This window comes from Pantoea pleuroti (assembly GCF_014156615.1).
Lineage (GTDB): Bacteria > Pseudomonadota > Gammaproteobacteria > Enterobacterales > Enterobacteriaceae > Pantoea > Pantoea agglomerans.
Map to the genome: position 1 here is coordinate 375,779 of NZ_SBFD01000002.1, position 18,215 is coordinate 393,993.

17 protein-coding genes are annotated in these 18,215 nt (G+C 61.0%); 7 read left to right on the top strand and 10 right to left on the bottom strand.

The features are described from left to right. Positions 1–108: 108 nt before the first annotated feature. A complete protein-coding gene (locus EPG66_RS05750; RefSeq protein WP_182686202.1) occupies positions 109–267 on the top strand; it encodes a hypothetical protein in 159 nt (52 codons plus the stop codon). Here the strand turns inward: EPG66_RS05750 and hutG are convergent. Then, entirely contained in the window at positions 230–1,021 is a 792-nt protein-coding gene (gene hutG, locus EPG66_RS05755; protein ID WP_182686203.1) for an N-formylglutamate deformylase, read from the bottom strand. The genes EPG66_RS05750 and hutG overlap by 38 nt on opposite strands. Continuing rightward, on the bottom strand, positions 1,018–2,235 hold the full coding sequence (hutI, locus tag EPG66_RS05760; RefSeq protein WP_031293039.1) for an imidazolonepropionase: 1,218 nt from the start codon (positions 2,233–2,235) through the stop codon (positions 1,018–1,020). The genes hutG and hutI overlap by 4 nt, the downstream gene beginning before the upstream one ends. Before the next feature lie 81 nt (positions 2,236–2,316). On the opposite strand from hutI, the gene EPG66_RS05765 reads away from it, so the two are divergent. Both EPG66_RS05765 and EPG66_RS05770 read left to right on the top strand, forming a co-directional pair. After that, the gene (locus EPG66_RS05765; protein ID WP_083068613.1) at positions 2,317–3,672 is read left to right on the top strand and encodes a formimidoylglutamate deiminase; all 1,356 of its coding nucleotides are present in this window, start codon (positions 2,317–2,319) and stop codon (positions 3,670–3,672) included. Next, a complete protein-coding gene (locus EPG66_RS05770; RefSeq protein WP_182686205.1) occupies positions 3,669–4,211 on the top strand; it encodes a HutD/Ves family protein in 543 nt (180 codons plus the stop codon). The genes EPG66_RS05765 and EPG66_RS05770 overlap by 4 nt, the downstream gene beginning before the upstream one ends. Here the strand turns inward: EPG66_RS05770 and hutC are convergent. Beyond that, positions 4,195–4,950 (bottom strand): histidine utilization transcriptional repressor HutC, encoded by a 756-nt coding sequence (gene hutC / locus EPG66_RS05775; RefSeq protein ID WP_010254300.1) that lies wholly within the window; start codon positions 4,948–4,950, stop codon positions 4,195–4,197. The genes EPG66_RS05770 and hutC overlap by 17 nt on opposite strands. 326 nt (positions 4,951–5,276) lie before the next feature. On the opposite strand from hutC, the gene hutH reads away from it, so the two are divergent. The 3 genes from hutH (at position 5,277) to EPG66_RS05790 (ending at position 9,886) form a co-directional block, all read left to right on the top strand. Next, a complete protein-coding gene (hutH, locus tag EPG66_RS05780) occupies positions 5,277–6,827 on the top strand; it encodes a histidine ammonia-lyase (RefSeq protein ID WP_182686207.1) in 1,551 nt (516 codons plus the stop codon). Between the two features lie 15 nt (positions 6,828–6,842). Continuing rightward, positions 6,843–8,528 carry a urocanate hydratase gene (hutU, locus tag EPG66_RS05785; protein WP_022625986.1) on the top strand — a complete coding sequence of 562 codons (1,686 nt, stop codon included), beginning with the start codon at positions 6,843–6,845 and terminating at the stop codon, positions 8,526–8,528. A gap of 200 nt (positions 8,529–8,728) precedes the next feature. Then, a complete protein-coding gene (locus EPG66_RS05790) occupies positions 8,729–9,886 on the top strand; it encodes a M20 aminoacylase family protein (protein WP_031591721.1) in 1,158 nt (385 codons plus the stop codon). A 1-nt stretch (position 9,887) separates the two neighbouring features. On the opposite strand, the gene ybiB is transcribed toward EPG66_RS05790, so the two are convergent. The 4 genes from ybiB to EPG66_RS05810 form a co-directional block, all read right to left on the bottom strand. Then, a complete protein-coding gene (gene ybiB / locus EPG66_RS05795) occupies positions 9,888–10,856 on the bottom strand; it encodes a DNA-binding protein YbiB (protein WP_069025980.1) in 969 nt (322 codons plus the stop codon). Between the two features lie 26 nt (positions 10,857–10,882). Then, the gene (dinG, locus tag EPG66_RS05800) at positions 10,883–13,051 is read right to left on the bottom strand and encodes an ATP-dependent DNA helicase DinG (protein ID WP_033767358.1); all 2,169 of its coding nucleotides are present in this window, start codon (positions 13,049–13,051) and stop codon (positions 10,883–10,885) included. Positions 13,052–13,242: 191 nt separating this feature from the next. Then, a complete protein-coding gene (locus tag EPG66_RS05805) occupies positions 13,243–13,761 on the bottom strand; it encodes a GNAT family N-acetyltransferase (protein ID WP_182686209.1) in 519 nt (172 codons plus the stop codon). Next, positions 13,758–14,321 (bottom strand): XRE family transcriptional regulator, encoded by a 564-nt coding sequence (locus tag EPG66_RS05810; RefSeq protein ID WP_083068628.1) that lies wholly within the window; start codon positions 14,319–14,321, stop codon positions 13,758–13,760. The genes EPG66_RS05805 and EPG66_RS05810 overlap by 4 nt, the downstream gene beginning before the upstream one ends. Before the next feature lie 149 nt (positions 14,322–14,470). Here EPG66_RS05810 and EPG66_RS05815 point away from each other — a divergent pair, with 149 nt between their 5' ends. After that, the gene (locus EPG66_RS05815; protein ID WP_010254274.1) at positions 14,471–15,205 is read left to right on the top strand and encodes a MerR family transcriptional regulator; all 735 of its coding nucleotides are present in this window, start codon (positions 14,471–14,473) and stop codon (positions 15,203–15,205) included. Between the two features lie 175 nt (positions 15,206–15,380). Here the strand turns inward: EPG66_RS05815 and EPG66_RS05820 are convergent, their stop codons facing one another. Genes EPG66_RS05820 through EPG66_RS05830 form a run of 3 tightly spaced genes read right to left on the bottom strand, consistent with a single transcriptional unit; the run spans position 15,381 to position 18,215 of the window. After that, entirely contained in the window at positions 15,381–16,112 is a 732-nt protein-coding gene (locus EPG66_RS05820) for an ABC transporter permease (RefSeq protein WP_010669716.1), read from the bottom strand. Next, entirely contained in the window at positions 16,100–17,047 is a 948-nt protein-coding gene (locus EPG66_RS05825; protein ID WP_010254263.1) for an ABC transporter ATP-binding protein, read from the bottom strand. Before EPG66_RS05825 ends, EPG66_RS05820 begins: the two co-directional genes overlap by 13 nt. After that, on the bottom strand, positions 17,040–18,215 hold the full coding sequence (locus EPG66_RS05830; RefSeq protein ID WP_182686211.1) for an ABC transporter permease: 1,176 nt from the start codon (positions 18,213–18,215) through the stop codon (positions 17,040–17,042). Before EPG66_RS05830 ends, EPG66_RS05825 begins: the two co-directional genes overlap by 8 nt.

The window sequence follows — 18,215 nt, forward strand, 5'->3', positions numbered from 1 at the left end:
GTTAACGCAGCGCAGTTCATTGCCGGCTTTATCGTTTTGTGAGCCAGACAGAATTTATTACGCAGATGGAGGCGCTGCTGCACTTGTACATACAACCAAGCAAAGGTTATGCCAGCTCTGCAGAGGTGGAAAAAAGCGGCGGGAGTATGGGAGCTGGCAGGCGACCTGCCCGCCGCTGCACTTAATCAGGGCAGCGATGCACCGGAGTGGCGCATCGCTCTGGAGAGTTTTATTGCGATTCAGCCTGTGCCAGCATGGCGTGGATAAGTGCCTTCAGCACATTCTGTAACCGGGCGGCACGGGCCTGCTGCCAGGCGTAAGGTGGGGTTTCATCCATGTAGTTGAGCTGCGCCAGCTCCAGCTGGACCGCCTCAATCTGCTGCTGCGGCTGACCGTAGGCACGGGTGATGTAACCGCCTTTAAAGCGCCCGTTAATCACCCAGCTGTAGTCGTTCTGCGCCGCGCACACGGCCTCCAGCGCCGCACTCATTGCTGGCGTGCAGCTTGCGCCGTCGTTGGTGCCAATGTTGATATCGGGCAGGCGGCCGTCAAACAGGCGGGGAATTTCACTGGCTATAGAGTGGGCGTCAAACAGCAGCGCATAGCCATGCTGCGCTTTGAGCCGCGCCAGCTCCTGTTGAATCTGCTGATGATAGGGCTGCCAGATCTGATCGATGTAGCCCTGACGCACCGTGTCGTCGGGTGTTTTGCCTGGCGCAAAGGTCGGTGTGCCGTCGAACAGGGTTTCCGGGAACAGGCCGGTGGTGGCGCTGGTGTAGAGCGGCTGGTTATCGGGCGGGCGATTGAGATCGACCACAAAGCGGGAGTAGCGCCCGATTAACACGCTGGCCCCGAGATCACGCACAAAATCATACAGCAGCGGAATATGCCAGTCGGTGTCGGGTAAGCCGCGCGCGGCCTCACTCAATCCGGCTTCCACGTCGGGCGTCAGCTCGGTACCGGCGTGGGGAATGCTGACCAGCAGCGGCAGACTGCCCTGGGTAAAATGGAAAGGGTTCATTGCGGTTCTCCACGATAGATAACGGTACAGGGCAGTTCACCACCCAGCCAGTAAACCAGTTCCGCCGGACGGGCCAGCGGCCAGTGAACGAAGTTCGCCACTTTTCCCGCCTCCAGCGAGCCGTGACTGTCGGCCAGCCCCAGCGCTTTTGCCCCCCACAGCGTGACGCCCGCCAGCGCCTCTTCCGGCGTCATGCCAAACAGGGTGCAGCCCATATTAAGCATCAGACGCAGCGACAGCGCAGGCGAGGTGCCGGGATTGGCATCGCTGGCCAGCGCCATCGGCACGCCATAACGCCGGAAGAGATCCACCGGCGGACGCTGGGTCTCCCGCAGCAGATAAAATGCACCAGGCAGCAGCACCGCCACGGTGCCATGCTGTGCCATCGCTCTGGCATCCTCCTCGGTGGCATATTCAAGGTGGTCGGCAGAGAGCGCCCCATAGCGGGCCGCCAGTGCTGCGCCACCTGACGCCGAGAGCTGCTCCGCATGCAGTTTCACCGGCATGCCAAGCGCCACCGCCCGATCAAACACCCGCGCCACCTGCTGCGGTGAAAAGGCGAGATGCTCGCAGAACGCATCCACCGCATCCGCCAGTCCCAGTGCCTGCACCTGCGGCAGCAGCCGTTCGCAGATGATATCGACCCAGCCATCCGGGTCGTGCTTAAACTCCGGCGGAAAAGCATGTGCTGCCAGACAGGTAGCGCGCACGTCAGCGGCTACGCTCTCTCCCAGCTGGCGAATCGCCCGCAGCATCCGCAGTTCGCTCTCTTCATCCAGGCCATAGCCGGACTTGATCTCCACGGTGGTGACGCCCTCGGCCAGCAGGCGGTTAAGCCGCCAGCGAGCCGATGCCACCAGTTCCTCTTCAGTGGCGGCGCGGGTAGCGCGCACGGTTGAGAGAATGCCACCGCCCTGCGCGGCAATCTCTGCATAGCTGACGCCATTCAGGCGCTGTTCAAACTCCTGGCTGCGGTCGCCGCCAAACACCAGGTGAGTATGACAATCCACCAGTCCCGGGGTCACGATGCCGCCCGGCAGATGATGATGCTGATCGGCGACGAACGCGGGCATCTCCGCCTGCGGCCCGACCCACACCAGCCTGCCCGCCCGCACCACCAGCGCGCCCTGGGGGATAAGATGGTACTTTCCGTCACGCATGGTGACCAGGTCAGCCCCAGTCCACACCGTCTCTACGCGCATCTCTTCTGCCATCGCTGCCTCATGCCTCCGCCGTTTACACTGTGCCTCAAAGTATGTATATGTATATACAACCACATCCGATGAGGATCAACCATGGCGACTTTTTTTGCCTCGCGTGCACTGCTGGCGGAGGGCTGGCAGCAGCAGGTGCGTATCACGGTCAACCAGGCCGGTTTTATCGACTCCATTACCCCGGATAGCCACGCTGGTCAGGCTATCCGGCTCAACGGCGAGGTGCTCCCGGCAATCGCCAACCTGCACTCGCACGCCTTCCAGCGTGCCATGGCGGGTCTGGCTGAAGTAGCGGGCGATCCTCAGGACAGTTTCTGGACGTGGCGGGATCTGATGTACCGCATGGTGCAGCGCCTGACGCCGCAACAGGTGGGCGATATTGCCGCCCTGCTCTACATCGAGATGCTGAAAGGCGGCTACACCCAAGTGGCAGAGTTTCACTACCTGCACCACGACACACAGGGTGCGCCCTACAGTGATGATGCGATGCTGCAACAGCTGATTGAAGCGGCGGAGATCGCCGGTATCGGCCAGACGCTGCTGCCGGTGCTCTACACCTACAGCGGCTTCGGCAGCCAGCCAGCGTCGGCGGGTCAGAAGCGTTTTATCCAGCAGACCGACCGCTATCTGCAACAGCAGGCGCGGCTTGATGCGTGGCAGCAGCAAAGACCACTGCTGAACCGTGGCCTCTGTTTCCATTCGCTGCGGGCGGTGAGTGAAAGCCAGATGCAGGACGTGCTGGCGGCCAGTGATCCGACGCTGCCGGTACATATCCATGTGGCTGAACAGCAGAAAGAGGTGAATGACTCGCTGGCGTGGAGCGGCGAGCGTCCGGTGGCCTGGCTGCTGAACCGCTTTGAGGTGGATGCGCGCTGGTGCCTGATCCACGCCACCCATCTGGATGAGAGTGAGCTGGCGCGTCTCGCCCGCAGCGGCGCAGTAGCGGGTCTCTGCCCGACCACCGAAGCCAACCTCGGTGACGGCATCTTTCCGGCAGTGGAGTACATCGCGCAGGGCGGATGCTGGGGCATCGGCTCTGACAGTCACGTTTCGCTGAGCGCCCAGGAGGAGCTGCGCTGGCTGGAGTATGCTCAGCGACTGCGCGACCAGCGTCGCAACCGGATTACCCTGCCCGGCCAGCCGTCGGTAGGCGATCTGCTGTGGCAACAGGCAGCAGCGGGCGGTGCGCAGGCGTGTGGCATTCAACAGGGCACGCTGGCGGTAGGACAACGTGCTGACTGGCTGGTGCTGCGGGATGAGGCGTGGCTCGGCAGCGTCGGGTCGCACGCCGTACTCAACCGCTGGCTCTTTGCCGGGCAGCGCGATCAGATTCGGGACGTTTATGTGGCGGGTAAAGCCGTGGTTGAAGATGGGGTGCATCCGCACCAGACGGCGTGTGCCGCCCGTTTTGCTCAGGCGATGGAGGCGCTGCGATGATCGCCCGGTTCACGTACCCGGAGCTGGCGGTCAGCCGCTGGCGCAACGGCGGCGGCGAAACCCGCGAAATCATCAGCTTTCCACCCGGCGCGGAGCGTTTCGGCTGGCGCGCCAGCATTGCGACGCTGGCGCAGGATGGTCCCTTCTCTGCCTTTCCTGACATTGATCGGGTGATTACCCTGCTACATGGCGATCCGGTGTTGCTGACCGCGCCGGGCGTGCAGCACTTACTGACGCCTCAACAGCCCTGGGCGTTTGCCGGCGAACTCGCTTTAACGGCAAAGCTGCAGGGCAGCGTCAGCGAAGATTTTAATGTCATGACGCGGCGTGGGGAATGGCAGGCAGCGGTAGAGGTGGTGACCACACCGGTCAGCACTCTGCATGGCGTTGCCTGGGTGCTGGCTGGCGCCTGGCAGACGGCTGACGGGGAACGGCTGACCGCGCAGCAGGGCGCGTGGTGGGTCGATGAAGAAACAGCATTCAGCCCGTGCGATACCGATGCCCGGCTGCTGTTTACCCGTCTTAACCGTGTCCTCTGAAGCGGCCCAGTAATTTGTAACGTGAGCCGGGATAGAGCAGCCGCGCATAGGTCACGATTTTAGTGTCGCTCCAGGTCTGACGGCGAATCAGCAGGCAGGGTTCGTGCTCATCCACCGACAGATGTTTACGCTGACGCGCATCGGGCAACACCGCTTCAACAATGTGCTCGCCCGCCGTCAGCGGCGCAACGCGCATCAGATAGGTGTAAGGCGTCATCTGCTGATAATCCTGCGTCAGGTAATCGGGCGCGACCAGCGGATTGACCAGACGGTCCTCCAGCTGCACCGGCAGATCATTTTCGTAATGCACAATCAGCGAATGATAGAGCGTCTGCCCGGTGGTCAGTCCCAGCACCGCCGCCTGCTCAGGATCGGCTTTGTCCTGGCCGATGGCGAGAATTTTGCAGCTGTGCTGATGGCCGCGCTGAGCGATCTCATCGGCGATGTTATGCACCTCCAGCATGGCGGTGTAGCCTTTCATCTCCGCCACGAAGGTTCCGACGCCCTGCATCCGCACCAGAAAGCCTTCGCTGGTGAGTTCACGCAGCGCCCGGTTAATGGTCATGCGGCTGACGCCCAGTTCATTCACCAGTTCACTTTCTGATGGCACACGCTGATTCGCTTTCCACAACCCTTCACGGATCTGGCTGACGATGGCCTGCTTCACCCGCTGATAAATCGGGGCAGGCTCATCGCTCATTGCCGCCGCCAGTTGTGCCAGTGCCGTATGCTCAACCATTTGCTGTTCCTTATGCTGAAAGTCCCCTAAGTTTACTGTCTCACCGTGTGAATGTATATACATCCAGTACGCTGCGCGGTGCCCCAATGGTGCAGCCTGCGCATCCTGATGGTGCAGCCTCTGAGTAGCGCTAAATAGTCAACCCGCAGCGGACGGGCAATCGATTTTTGTGATCGGCCTGGCACGGCACTTGCTTGCTCCCTTTGATTGTATAGACAAGCATAGACAAGAATTAACGCTTATGTTTCACTCGTATTATTCCGCTGGATCAGGGCAAGGAGAGCAGTTTAGCCACACCAGCACACTTGTATAGACAGGAGTAGGCTATGTCAGGTTCGTTTCAGGTTTTGCGCCTGGTGCCAGGCGAGGTGGACCTCGCCACATTACGCGCTATCTATCAGGGTAACGTCACGCTGACGCTTGATGAGCCCGCGCGTCAGGCCATTGCGACGGCGCAGCAAACCGTGGATGCGATTGTCGCCTCCGGCAACGTGGTATATGGCATTAATACCGGCTTCGGCAAGCTGGCGCAGACGCAAATCCCGGCCAGCCGGCTGGCGGATCTGCAGCGTAATCTGGTGCTGTCACACAGCGTCGGGCTGGGCGATCTGCTGCCAGACAATGTTACCCGTCTGGTGGTCGCCACCAAAATCATCAGCCTGGCGCGCGGTCACTCTGGCGTGCGAATCGAACTGGTTGAGGCGCTGCTGGCGCTGTTCAATGCGGGCGTAATGCCCTGCATCCCGGAAAAAGGCTCGGTCGGTGCCTCCGGCGATCTGGCACCGCTGGCGCACATGTCGCTGATGCTGCTGGGCGAAGGTCAGGTCCGGCTCAGGGGTGAGTTGATCCCGGCCACCGAAGGACTGGCAAGCGTGGGCCTGTCGCCGTTTGTACTCGGCCCGAAAGAGGGACTGGCGCTGCTTAACGGCACTCAGGCCTCAACTGCGCTGGCGCTGCGCGGCCTGTTTGAGGGTGAAAACCTGTTTGCCGCCGGTCTGATGGCCGGTGCGCTGTCGCTGGAAGCGATTAAAGGCTCACTGAAACCGTTCGACGCCCGTATCCATCAGGCGCGCGGCCAGCATGGTCAGATTGCGGTCGCTGCTGCCGTCAGTACCCTGATTGAGGGCAGTGAAATAGTGCTGTCGCATACGCATTGCGGCCGCGTTCAGGATCCCTACTCCATCCGCTGCGTGCCGCAGGTGATGGGTGCCTGCCTGGACAACTTCAGCCACGCGGCGCGGATTCTGGAAATCGAAGCGAACGCGGCCTCTGACAACCCGCTGGTGTTCAGCGACAGCGGCGATGTGATCTCCGGCGGCAACTTCCACGCCGAGCCGGTGGCCTTTGCTGCGGATATCCTGGCGCTGGCGATTGCCGAAGTCGGAGCCATCTCCGAGCGGCGGCTGGCGCTGCTGCTGGACAGCGGCTTGTCAGGCCTGCCGCCCTTCCTGGTGCGCGACGGCGGCGTGAATTCCGGCTTTATGATCGCCCAGGTGACCGCCGCCGCGCTGGCCTCTGAGAATAAATCGCTGGCCCATCCGGGCAGCGTCGACAGCCTGCCGACCTCCGCTAATCAGGAAGATCACGTCTCGATGGCGACCTACGCCGCGCGCCGTCTCGGCAGCATGTGCTTTAACAGCGCCGCAGTCGTGGGCATTGAGGCGATGGCCGCTGCACAGGGCATTGAATTCAACCGGCCGCTGAAAAGCTCTGCGCTGATTGAGCAGGCCATCGACACCATTCGCGAGCAGGTCGCCTTCCTTGAGGAGGATCGCCTGCTGGCTCCCGATATCGAGGCAATGCGTCAGTGGGCAAGTCGCACTGACTGGCCTCAGGCATTAACCGCGCTGCTGCCGAGCATGCGCCCAACTTCTTGAATTAAGGAATCTTTCATGAGCGAAACTCTTTCTCAGGCTGTGGCACGTGAAATTCGCGCGCCTCACGGTACCACGCTGCACTGCGCCAACTGGCTGATTGAAGCCGCTTACCGCATGATTCAGAACAACCTTGATCCCGATGTTGCCGAGCGACCGGAAGATCTGGTGGTTTACGGCGGCATCGGTAAGGCGGCGCGTAACTGGGAGTGCTTCGAGCAGATCCTGCGTTCGCTGCGGGCACTGCAGCCGGATGAAACCCTGCTGATCCAGAGCGGCAAGCCGGTCGGCATTTTCCGCACCCACGCGGATGCACCCCGCGTACTGCTGGCAAACTCCAATCTGGTGCCGCACTGGGCAACCTGGGATCACTTCCATGAGCTGGATAAAGCGGGCCTGATGATGTACGGCCAGATGACCGCCGGTTCCTGGATCTATATCGGCGCGCAGGGCATCGTGCAGGGCACCTACGAAACCTTCGTGGAAGCGGGACGTCAGCACTACAACAACGACCTCAGCGGACGCTGGATCCTCACCGCCGGGCTGGGCGGCATGGGCGGCGCGCAACCGCTGGCGGGTGTTCTGGCCGGGGCCTGTGTGCTGGCGATTGAGTGTCAGGAGTCGCGCATCGATTTCCGCCTGCGTACCCGCTATGTAGATTACAAAGCCACCACGCTGGATGAAGCGCTGGCGTTAATCAGCGAAGCGACCGCGGCGAAAAAAGCGATTTCGGTCGGGCTGCTGGGCAATGCCGCCGAGATCCTGCCGGAGCTGGTGAAACGCGCCCGGGCGGGCGGGCCAAAACCGGACATCGTCACCGATCAGACCTCGGCACACGATCCGATTAATGGCTATCTGCCGGCTGGCTGGGATCTGGTGCGCTGGCAGCAGGAGCGCGTCTCACAGCCGAAGGCAGTAGAGAAAGCGGCACGTGCGTCAATGGCGGTCCACGTGCAGGCGATGCTCGACTTCTGTCATATGGGCATCCCGACCGTGGACTACGGCAACAATATCCGTCAGGTCGCGCTGGATGAGGGTGTCAGCAACGCCTTCGACTTCCCTGGCTTTGTACCGGCCTACATCCGTCCGCTGTTCTGCGAAGGAAAAGGTCCGTTCCGCTGGGTGGCGCTGTCCGGCGATCCGGAAGATATCTACAAGACCGACGCGAAACTCAAGGAACTGTTCCCGCACCACAAAACGCTGCATCGCTGGCTGGATATGGCGCAGGAGCGCATCGCCTTCCAGGGATTGCCAGCACGTATCTGCTGGCTGGGACTGGGCGAACGGCATCTTGCCGGTCTGGCGTTCAATGAAATGGTCCGCAACGGCGAGCTGAAAGCGCCGGTGGTGATTGGCCGCGACCATCTCGACTGCGGCTCGGTTGCCTCACCTAACCGTGAAACCGAAGCGATGAAGGATGGCTCGGATGCAATCTCAGACTGGCCGCTGCTCAACGCGCTGCTGAACACCGCAGGCGGTGCGACCTGGGTCAGCCTGCATCATGGCGGCGGTGTCGGCATGGGCTTCTCGCAGCACGCCGGTATGGTGATTGTCTGTGATGGCAGCAAAGAGGCGGATGCGCGTCTGGGTCGGGTGTTGTGGAATGATCCGGCCACCGGCGTGATGCGTCATGCCGACGCGGGTTATGAGCTGGCACAAAGTTGCGCGGCAGAGCACGATCTGAACCTGCCGATGCAGAAGTAATACGCTGAACGGGGCGGGCAGCGACTTGCCCCGTTTTCTTCGCGTTTTTCCATTCTGAAGCCCTGCCCGGACATCACTTCCTTATTACTTATTCCATTTTGATTTAGCCTATAGCCAGATTTCGTCCTGCCGGCGATAGACGCAGCGCCACCCGACCTCTAAAGTGAAATCTTCTCATTCTGTATGGAGCGCGACTCTGCATGACCCTTTCCCCTGCCCTGCTTGAAGATGCCCTGCGCTGGCGCCGTGAGTTTCATCGCCACCCCGAATTAGGTTACCAGGAACAGCAAACCAGCCAGTTTATCGCTGATGAGTTAGAGCGGGCGGGATTGCAGGTGTTTCGCGGTCTGGCGGGCACCGGCGTAATCGGCACGCTGGAAAACGGTCCCGGCCCGGTTATCGGGCTGCGTGCGGATATGGATGCGCTGCCGATTACGGAAAAAGGCGACACTGAATGGCGCTCCGCGACTCCTGGCGTGATGCACGCCTGCGGGCACGACGGTCACAGCGCCATTCTGCTGGCCGCCGCCCGACAGCTGGCCGCCACACGCCAGTTCCGCGGCACGGTACATTTCATTTTTCAGCCTGCCGAAGAGAACCTGGGCGGTGCGCGCAAAATGGTGGAAGAGGGACTGTTCCAGCGCTTCCCGATGGATGCGATCTATGCGATGCACAACTGGCCGGGCCTGCCGCTGGGGTCACTGGCGGTTAACCCTGGCGCCATGATGGCGTCGCTGGATTCGTTTGAGATTACCCTGCACGGCAAAAGCTGCCACGCGGCGATGCCGGAAAGCGGTGCCGATCCAATGGTGGTGGCGGCCGAGCTGATTCTGGCGCTGCAGACAATTCCGTCACGTCGGCTCTCGCCGCTCGCCTCGGCGGTGGTCAGCGTGACGCAGATCCACGGTGGCGAAGCAATCAACGTGATCCCGGAACAGATTGTACTGCGCGGCACGGTGCGTTGCCTGCAGACCAGCGTGCGCGAAAAAGTACGCGGGCTGATTGATGAATTTGTCGCTACCCTGCCACGTCCGTTTGGTGTCAGCGGTGAGATTGAGTGGTTACCGGGTTATCCGGTGACCGCCAACCATGCTGCCCCGGCTGAGCAGGTGCGCGAGGTGGCGCTGGCGACGCTGGGAGCCGAACAGGTTCAGTGGCAGGTCAATCCGTCGATGGCGTCTGAAGATTTTGCCTGCATGATGGAGGCCTGTCCGGGTGCTTACTTCTGGCTGGGCGCGGATGGCGATACGCCTTCCGCCCCGCTGCACAACGCCCGCTATGACTTCAACGACGCGCTGCTGCCAATTGGCATTACTTTCTGGCAGAACCTGGTTGAACAGGCGCTGCCAGCAGCCTGAGTCAGTAACCGGCGGCGAGGATCTGCTGCTCTGCCGCCGCCAGCGAGGCGCACTGGCCGCTGGCGCGCAGGCAGCAGGCGAGCTGAAGTCGCAGTGATGCGGGCACCGGCCGCTGCTGATTCAGAACCTGCTCAATCCAGCGCGCGGTTACCTCTGCCGTCTTGTCCGCCGGCAGTTCAACGGCCACTTCAGGCTGACGCTCAACCCATACTTCCGCTTCTGCGCCTGCGCCCTGAATCATGCTGATCGCCGGGCAGCGCTGTGGATTGGCATAGACTTCCCCTTCGGTGCCATTGAGCAGTATCGCAGGCGCATCGATGTCACTGAAGAATTTCGCCACACGCGGCACATACTCCGGATGCGACACGCTCGACAGACGCAGCGCCGCACGTTCGGCAAACGGGGTCGCCAGTTTTGCCAGCGTATGCGCGCTGTTACGCACGCCCATTCGCCAGCGCAGCGACAGCTGTTTCGCCATTGGCGGGCAGAGATGATCGATGGTGATAAACACGAGTTCGCCCTGATCGAGTTTTGCCTGCGCCGCCTCTGCGGTGGTGACGGGGGCAATACCCAGCGCGGCAAACACCGCTTCACTGGTGATGCGCGTCGCGTCGTCGCTGACGCCATGCACCAGCACCGGGAAGCCCAGTTTTACCAGCAGCAGCGCCAGCAACGGCGTGAGATTGCCCTGCCGCCGCGCACCGTTGTAGCTGGGGATCACAACCGGCATCGGGCGGTTTTCCGGCGCCTGCAGTTGCATCATCTGCGCCTGCATCGCCTGATAAAAGCCGCGCATTTCCGCTTCGCCTTCGCCTTTAATACGCAGCGCAATCAGAATGCCGCCCAGCTCCAGATCCGGCACCTCGCCCGCCAGCATCGCGCCATAGAGCGCCACGGCGGTATCAAAATCGATATCGCGGGCATGATTTTTACCGCGACCAATCTCTTTAATGATTTTATTCAGTTCCATCACTCGCTTCCGGTTAAGTGCGCGGCTCAGCGCCGCGTGGGACGTCGTTTACGCACCGTATTTTTTGGCACCACGGTGGCCGGTATCGCTGCCGGCTCTGGCGTTTCCGGCTGCTCAATCGGGAAGATCGGCAGCGCCGCTAACAGCCGGCTGCCGTAGGATTTGCTAAGCAGACGGCGGTCGTAAATAACGATTTCGCCATAACATTGATGGCTGCGAATCAGGCGTCCGACCTGTTGAATCAGGGTAAAAGAGGCGCTGGGTAAGCTCTGCACCTCAAACGGATAGCGTTTCAGGCTTTTCAGCCACTCGCCTTCGGTCAAAATTACCGGACTGTCTACCGGGGGAAAAGCGATTTTGTGGATATGCACCTGACTCAGCAGATCGCCTTTGAGATCCAGCCCTTCGGCAAAAGACTGCAGGCCAATCAGGATGCTGGTTTCCCCTTTAGCGACACGCTGACGATGCAGATCGACCAGGCGGCTGCGCGGCTGATCGCCCTGAACCAGCATTGAGAGGCGCAGGTCGGGCAGACAGGCGACAAACTGCTGCATCGCCCGGTTGCTGGCAAACAGCACCAGCACGCCTTTGTGCTTTTTCTCCGCCATCTGCTGCCGGAAGAAACCGGCCATCTCCGCGATATGCTCCGCTTCGTGCGTCATCAGCGGCTCATAGCGCATCTGCGGGATCACCAGCTTGCCCTGCTCCACGTGGTTAAACGGGGAGTCCAGTGCCACAAAGCGGTCGCCCGCCTTCTCGCTGAGTCCCGACATCTCCTGCAGGCGGTTGAAACTGTTAAGCGATCGCAGGGTGGCGGAGGTCACGACCACGTGCGGAATTTTACGCCACAGCATCTTCTCCAGCTGGTCGCTGACGCGGATGCCGGCGCAGTGAAACAGCAGGTGCGCCTGACCTTCGCGCAGCTCGCGGGTGATCCACTTCGACACCGGCGCGCCAGAGGCTTTTTCCATCGCCGCCAGCCGCCACAGTTTGCTGACCGATTCGAACCAGCCAAACTGGCGATTGAGCTGCAGCAGATTGCGATGCAGTCGCACCACATCCACCTTGCCGGTCTGCTCGCTCAGCGCATTAATCAAACCTTCACTCAGGCCGCGTAGCGCATCGCTGAGCTTAAAGAGCCGGGCGCAGAGATCCAGCAGCTCCTGCGGCAGCGCCCCCAGCACAAAGCGGAATTCGCCCGGCTGATTATGCGGTGGCAGCAGCGGATTCAGCGCCTGAGCGGTAATCGTCAGCAGTTCACGCAGCTCATCGCAGTGCGCTTTCAGCCGCTCCGGGTTAGCCAGCGGCGGCGGTGATTTTGGCCGCATCTGCGTCATGATGCTCTCCACCAGCTTGATAAAGAGGTCGAGTTGCAGGCTGCTCCAGCCCGGCGTGATGTCGGCGCTCATCTCCAGCGCATCGCGCGCCACTTCCGGCAGATGATGCCCTTCATCCAGCACCAGCATCAGGTTTTTAGCCGGTGGCAGCACCGACTCATTCTCCATTGCGGCCATGACCAGCGCATGGTTCGCCACCACTACATCCACCTGCTCGATTTCGCGCCGCGCCACAAAGAACGGGCATTCACGATACCAGCGACAGTGTGCGCCAAGGCAGCTCGCTTTGTCGGTGGAGAGCCGCTGCCACAGGCTGTCGCTGACGTTCTCGTCGCTGTGATCGCGCAGGCCGTCCCACTGATAGCGATCCAGCGATTTCTGCAACCGGCCACACTGCGTCTGCTCCTCTTTAGTGCTGCTGACGGCGTCATCGTCCAGATAAAGCAGCAGATCGCCCTGCTCATCGTCATCGGCCGCCATCGCCGCCAGATTACGCGGACAGACATAGCGCCCGCGACCAAAGGCGGCGGTAAAGGTGAGATCGGGAATGATTTTTTTCAGCAGCGGCAGATCTTTGGTGAAGATTTGATCCTGCAGCGCCACGTTGGCGGTGCTGATCACCAGCCGCTTCTCCTGGGCGCGGCTGGCCGCGATGCCCGGGATCAGATAAGAGAGGGTTTTGCCCACGCCGGTTGGCGCTTCAACCGCCAGATGGCGCGAATCGTCGCCCGCCAGGCACTTCGCCACTTCGGCGATCATCTGGCGCTGCGGCGCACGCGGGATGAAGTCAGGCACCTGCTCCTGAAGCGCTTTATACCACTGCGCTATCTGGCTTTTTACTGCGGCTGTCAGGGCCATGATTTGCGTTACCACACCGAAAATATGGCCTGTATTTTTACACAGTATCCTGTTGGCGTCAGCTTTCGCGCCGAATTTTTCGTGCGACGTCGTAAATTTCAGCGGTTGCCCGTTTCAGGGTCGTGCGGGCAACCCGTCAACCCGGGCCGCTCAGGCATAAAGAAAGGCCAGCCGCATGAGGTAGCGGCTGGCTACGCCAGCACCTGGTACATATAAGTGGTGGAATCCAGCACGCCGGCGGTGGATTCGGCATAAAACGGGATCGACCCCGCTACCTGCCAGCCCAGCGAGCGATAGAGATCGCTGGCGACATCGCCGCTGCGCGTATCCAGCACCAGCAGCGTTTTGCCCTGCGCGCGGGCCTGCTGCTCAGCGCGCTGCATCAGCTCGCGCGCGATGCCCTGACGGCGTGCCTGCGGATGCACCAGCAGTTTGCTGATCTCCGCCCGGTGTCGGCCATTAGGCATGGCGCTGCCAGTGAGCATGACCGTGCCCACGATGCGACCGTGCTGCCGCGCAACGAATAATTCGCTGTCGCCGTCTGCCAGACCGGCAATCCGCTGCTGCCAGAATCGCGTCATCACCTCTTCGTCTGCGGCATCAATAAAGCCGACGCTGGCGCCGTCTGCCACACAGGCCTGCAGCACCGCTGTAAGTTCGCCCAGTTGCTGTTGCGCTTCGTCGGCGCGAAGTATTGTGTAATCGATCATGGTTTCGCCACCACCAGTAAATAGCGCGCGCCGTCAGTCAGGTGTGCCTCAAAAGCCGATTTCCCGACCAGATGAAAACGTAAGCAGTCACCGGGCTTCAGCGCCCACTGCTGCGTCCCCATCGTGACGGTGAGGCCGCCCTCGCGCAGCCAGATATGCTGCTCCAGCCCCTGAATGGGTGGCGCATCGTAATCTATACGTGCACCGGGCCGTAATCTGCCCTCAACCAGTTCGCATCGGAAATGAAGCGCAGGGGGTGAAACATTCCGGCGAATAAATCCGCTGGATTCATCCTGCCACACGGGCTGCTGGTCATCTCTGATCAGAAGACTGGACTCCTCCTCCACTTCACTGAGCAGGCGCGACATCGTTAATCCGTAGGCAACACACAGACGGTTAAGCAGCGCAGCAGTAGGGCTGGTCTCGCTTCGCTCAATGCGCGATAATGACGCACGACTGATGCCCGTTGCGACAGCAAGTTCATCCAGCGACCAGCCGCGTTGCAGGCGTAATTCTGCCAGCCTCACCGCCAGTCGTTGCTCCGTATTCAGCTCTGACATGGTGTTTTCTCATATTTGGGAATAATTCTCTTATATGAGATATAGCGAAGAAACGGCGTATCAGTCAAGTTGTACATCGAGAAATGTATTGTACAACTTAGTCGGCTTCGTTATGGTAATTACACTCAGACCAATCGAAAGAGGAATTTATGACCTTATACAGTATCGGTGACGTCGCCGAGCGCTGTGGCATAAACCCAGTCACCCTGCGCGCCTGGCAGCGTCGTTATGGCTTACTGAAGCCGCAACGTACCGAAGGCGGACATCGTCAGTTTGACGAAGAAGATGTTCATCGCATCGAAGAGATTATGCGCTGGATTGAAAGCGGCGTGCCGGTCGGTAAAGTTAAGGCACTGCTGGAAGGTGGCGATGTAGATGCCCATGACGGCTGGACCACACTCCAGGATGAGCTGATCAGCGTCCTGCGTCACGTCAGACCCGCTAAACTTCGTAATAAAATTGCCGCGATTGGTCGCGAACATCCGATTGATGCGCTGATCGACCATGTTTTTATGCCGGTGCGCCAGAAGCTGAGTCTGGATCAGAACACCGCCCGCACCATGTGCAGTCTGCTGGATGGTTTGCTGATCGATTATGTCGCGTTCTGCCTGACCGGCAGCCGCAAAAAATCGGGTAAAGATGCGCTGATTATTGGCTGGGGTATCGACGATCGTACCCGCATCTGGCTGGAAGGCTGGCGTCTGTCGCAGCATGGCTGGCGCATTGATGTGCTGGCAGAACCGCTGGATTTACCGCGTCCTGAACTCTTTCCCGGCATGAATATGTTTGTCTTTACCGGTAAAAAACTGACCCGCCGCCAGCAGGAACAGCTGTCACACTGGCAGGAACAGGGCTATGCCGTGCGGTTGCACGACCCCGCCTGATAACAAAAACGCACGCCGGGCACTTTGCCTGCTGCCTTGCGCGCGCTATTATCCCCGCCTCACTGTTAACGAGCTCAGGTTTTACCCATGAACTGTAAAAAAGCTTTCTTCGCTACGCTGTTTTTTATTATGGCGGCAGGTGGCACCGGCGGTCTGATGCTGGTGGGATACTCTCTCATCGTTCACTCACGCTAAGCCAGCGCTGCAGGCGTTCAAACAGGCGATCGCTGACTATCGCCAGCAGCGCCACCAGTAATGCCCCCTGAATCACATAGGCTGTATTAAAGCCGCTTAAGCCGATAATCACCGGCGATCCCAGACTTTTCGCGCCGACCGTCGAGGCGATGGCAGCGGTGCCGATGTTGATGATCACCGAGGTGCGTATCCCGGCGATGATGACCGGCGCAGCCAGCGCCAGCTCAATCTGCCACAGCCGCTGCCAGCTACTCATGCCGACCCCGATGGCGATCTCCCGACTGCTGGCCGGTACGCTATCAATACCCGCCAGCGTCCCCTGTAAAATCGGCAGCAATCCGTAGAGCAGCAGCGCCACAACCGCAGGCCAGGCACCAAATCCCATCACCGGCACCGCAATCGCCAGCACCGCCACCGGCGGAATCGTCTGCCCTGCCGCCACAATGGTTTCCATCAGCGGCCGGAAGGCCCGCCCCGCCCGCCGCGTCACCAGAACACCACTGCCAATGCCAATCACAATCGCCAGCAGGCTGGCGGTGATCACCAGAAACAGATGCGCCAGCGTCAGTTGCCAGAAGCTCTCCTGCTGATAGAGTGGCCGCGCCAGTTCGGGAAACCAGCGGTGAAACAGCGGCCCGCTGTAAGGCATCAGGGTCAGCAGCGCGCCGTAGAACAGCACCAGCCACAGCAGCGGATCCCTTAGCCTGCGCATGTTAAATCCTCGCGCAGTTGCAGCAGATCGCCAAAGTGGAGCACGCCCAGCGGCCGCTGCTGATCGTCGATGACCGGCAATTTATCGGTACGCCGGGCGATAAACTGCGACAGGGCATCGCGCAGCGTCAGTGCCGCAGCGATCGGTTCGCCCGGCAGCCACTCGCCGCGCCGCACGGCATTACCGACCTGCTCCAGGGACAGCAGCCGTACTCCCATTTCGCTGCGACCAAAAAAGTCGCGCACAAAATCATTTTTCGGCTGGGTCAGCAGCTCCACTGGCCTGCCCTGCTGAACAATCTCGCCGTTATCCATCAGCACAATACGGTCTGCCAGCGTCAGCGCTTCGTCGATGTCGTGCGTCACCAGCACGATGGTGCGGCCCGACAGTTGATGAATGCGCAACATCTCCTGTTGCAGCACCCCGCGCGTCACCGGGTCGAGTGCACCAAACGGCTCATCCATCAGTAACACCTCCGGATCCGCCGCCAGCGCCCGCGCCACGCCGATGCGCTGCTGCTGCCCCCCTGAGAGCTGATGCGGATAGCGGTCCAGCAGCTGCGCGTCGAGATTCAGCAGCGCCAGCAGCGCCGTGATACGTTCATTGACCTGTGCCCGGGGCCAGCCCAGCAGCACTGGCACCGTGGCGATATTCTTCCGCACCGTCCAGTGCGGAAACAGACCAATCGACTGAATGGCGTAGCCCATGCGCCGCCGCAGCGTGCGGGCATCGAGCTGGCGAATCGACTCTCCGGCAAAGCGGATTTCACCACTGTCAAACTCCACCAGCCGGTTGATCATCTTCAGGGTGGTCGATTTGCCCGAACCGGAGGTGCCAAGCAGCACGCAAAATTCCCCTTTCGCCACCTGTAACGACAGATCTTTCACCGCCGCTTTACCGTTAAACGCGCGGGAAACGCCGTCAAACTCAATCATCTTTTCTCTCCAGCAGTGAGATCAGCAGGCGGAACAGCGCATCGATGATCACCGCCAGTGCAATCACCGGGATCACCCCCAGCAACACCAAATCAAGCGCACTGCTTAGCAGTCCCTGGAAAATAATTGCGCCAAAGCCGCCCGCGCCAATCAGCGCCGCGACCACCGCCATGCCCAGCGTCTGTACCACCACTACCCGCAGGCCCGCCAGCCAGACCGGCAGCGCCAGCGGCACATCCACCGCGAAAAACTGCTGCCAGCCACTCATGCCGACGCCACGTGCACTCTCACGCACCTCGTGCGGCACCTGTTGCAGCCCCACCACCACGCTGCGCACCAGCGGCAACAGGGCGTAAAGCACCAGCGCGATCAGCGCCGGAGCCATCCCAATGCCGCTGATGCCCCAGTCGCCGAGCCACGGAAACTGCTGAGCCAGTCCGGCCAGCGGCGCAATCAGCAGACCAAACAGCGCCACCGAGGGCACAGTCTGAATCACATTCAGCACGCCGAACACACCGCCCTGCCAGCCAGGCCGCCGGAACAGCGTGACGCCCAGCGGCAGCGCAATCATCAGCGCAGGCAGCACCGTTCCCGCCAGCAGGGTGAGATGACGGCTCAGCGCGGCATCAAACACCGCGTGGCGGTTGGCATACTCTTTCAGCAGGGAGAGATCGCTGAGCTGGCCACTGAACAGCAGCAGCAGCGGCAACAGCCAGACCTGCAGATTGAGCAGCAGCTGTGCCAGCCGATGACGGGTCAGTTGCCGCACCTGATCGGTGATCAGCAGCAGGATCAGAGCGCCGCTGCACCACAGGCCGCTGGCAAAGCTGGTGCGCGCCAGACGGCTGCCCTGCTGGCTGAGTAAGGTGGCCTGATGCCCGCTGAGCCAGATGATCGCCGCCAGCATCAGTTCTGCCGCCAGTAGCGCCAGCATCAGCGTGATGCGGGTCGGATGCCGCCACAGCAGCAGCCACAGCGTCAACAGCGGCAGCAGCAACAGCCCGAAGCGGCTAATCTGCCAGCCCATCAGCGGTTCACCCGCCACCAGACGGTTCGGGGCGAAGTTCAGAAACGGCAATGCCACCAGCGCAAGACTCAGCAGCGTCAGCAGCAGCAGTGCCACCGGCTGCTCAACCGGACGGCGTATCGCTTCCCGCGATATCTGCAT

Bases quoted from the DNA above. Each gene is read 5' to 3' on its own strand.
- EPG66_RS05790 (WP_031591721.1), top strand. From the start codon at position 8,729: ATGACCCTTTCCCCTGCCCTGCTTGAAGATGCCCTGCGCTGGCGCCGT.
- EPG66_RS05825 (WP_010254263.1), bottom strand. From the start codon at position 17,047: ATGATTGAGTTTGACGGCGTTTCCCGCGCGTTTAACGGTAAAGCGGCG.
- EPG66_RS05830 (WP_182686211.1), bottom strand. From the start codon at position 18,215: ATGCAGATATCGCGGGAAGCGATACGCCGTCCGGTTGAGCAGCCGGTG.
- EPG66_RS05805 (WP_182686209.1), bottom strand. From the start codon at position 13,761: ATGATCGATTACACAATACTTCGCGCCGACGAAGCGCAACAGCAACTG.
- EPG66_RS05770 (WP_182686205.1), top strand. From the start codon at position 3,669: ATGATCGCCCGGTTCACGTACCCGGAGCTGGCGGTCAGCCGCTGGCGC.
- hutG (WP_182686203.1), bottom strand. From the start codon at position 1,021: ATGAACCCTTTCCATTTTACCCAGGGCAGTCTGCCGCTGCTGGTCAGC.
- hutU (WP_022625986.1), top strand. From the start codon at position 6,843: ATGAGCGAAACTCTTTCTCAGGCTGTGGCACGTGAAATTCGCGCGCCT.
- EPG66_RS05750 (WP_182686202.1), top strand. From the start codon at position 109: ATGCCAGCTCTGCAGAGGTGGAAAAAAGCGGCGGGAGTATGGGAGCTG.
- dinG (WP_033767358.1), bottom strand. From the start codon at position 13,051: ATGGCCCTGACAGCCGCAGTAAAAAGCCAGATAGCGCAGTGGTATAAA.
- hutC (WP_010254300.1), bottom strand. From the start codon at position 4,950: ATGGTTGAGCATACGGCACTGGCACAACTGGCGGCGGCAATGAGCGAT.
- hutH (WP_182686207.1), top strand. From the start codon at position 5,277: ATGTCAGGTTCGTTTCAGGTTTTGCGCCTGGTGCCAGGCGAGGTGGAC.
- hutI (WP_031293039.1), bottom strand. From the start codon at position 2,235: ATGGCAGAAGAGATGCGCGTAGAGACGGTGTGGACTGGGGCTGACCTG.
- ybiB (WP_069025980.1), bottom strand. From the start codon at position 10,856: ATGGAACTGAATAAAATCATTAAAGAGATTGGTCGCGGTAAAAATCAT.
- EPG66_RS05810 (WP_083068628.1), bottom strand. From the start codon at position 14,321: ATGTCAGAGCTGAATACGGAGCAACGACTGGCGGTGAGGCTGGCAGAA.
- EPG66_RS05765 (WP_083068613.1), top strand. From the start codon at position 2,317: ATGGCGACTTTTTTTGCCTCGCGTGCACTGCTGGCGGAGGGCTGGCAG.
- EPG66_RS05815 (WP_010254274.1), top strand. From the start codon at position 14,471: ATGACCTTATACAGTATCGGTGACGTCGCCGAGCGCTGTGGCATAAAC.
- EPG66_RS05820 (WP_010669716.1), bottom strand. From the start codon at position 16,112: ATGCGCAGGCTAAGGGATCCGCTGCTGTGGCTGGTGCTGTTCTACGGC.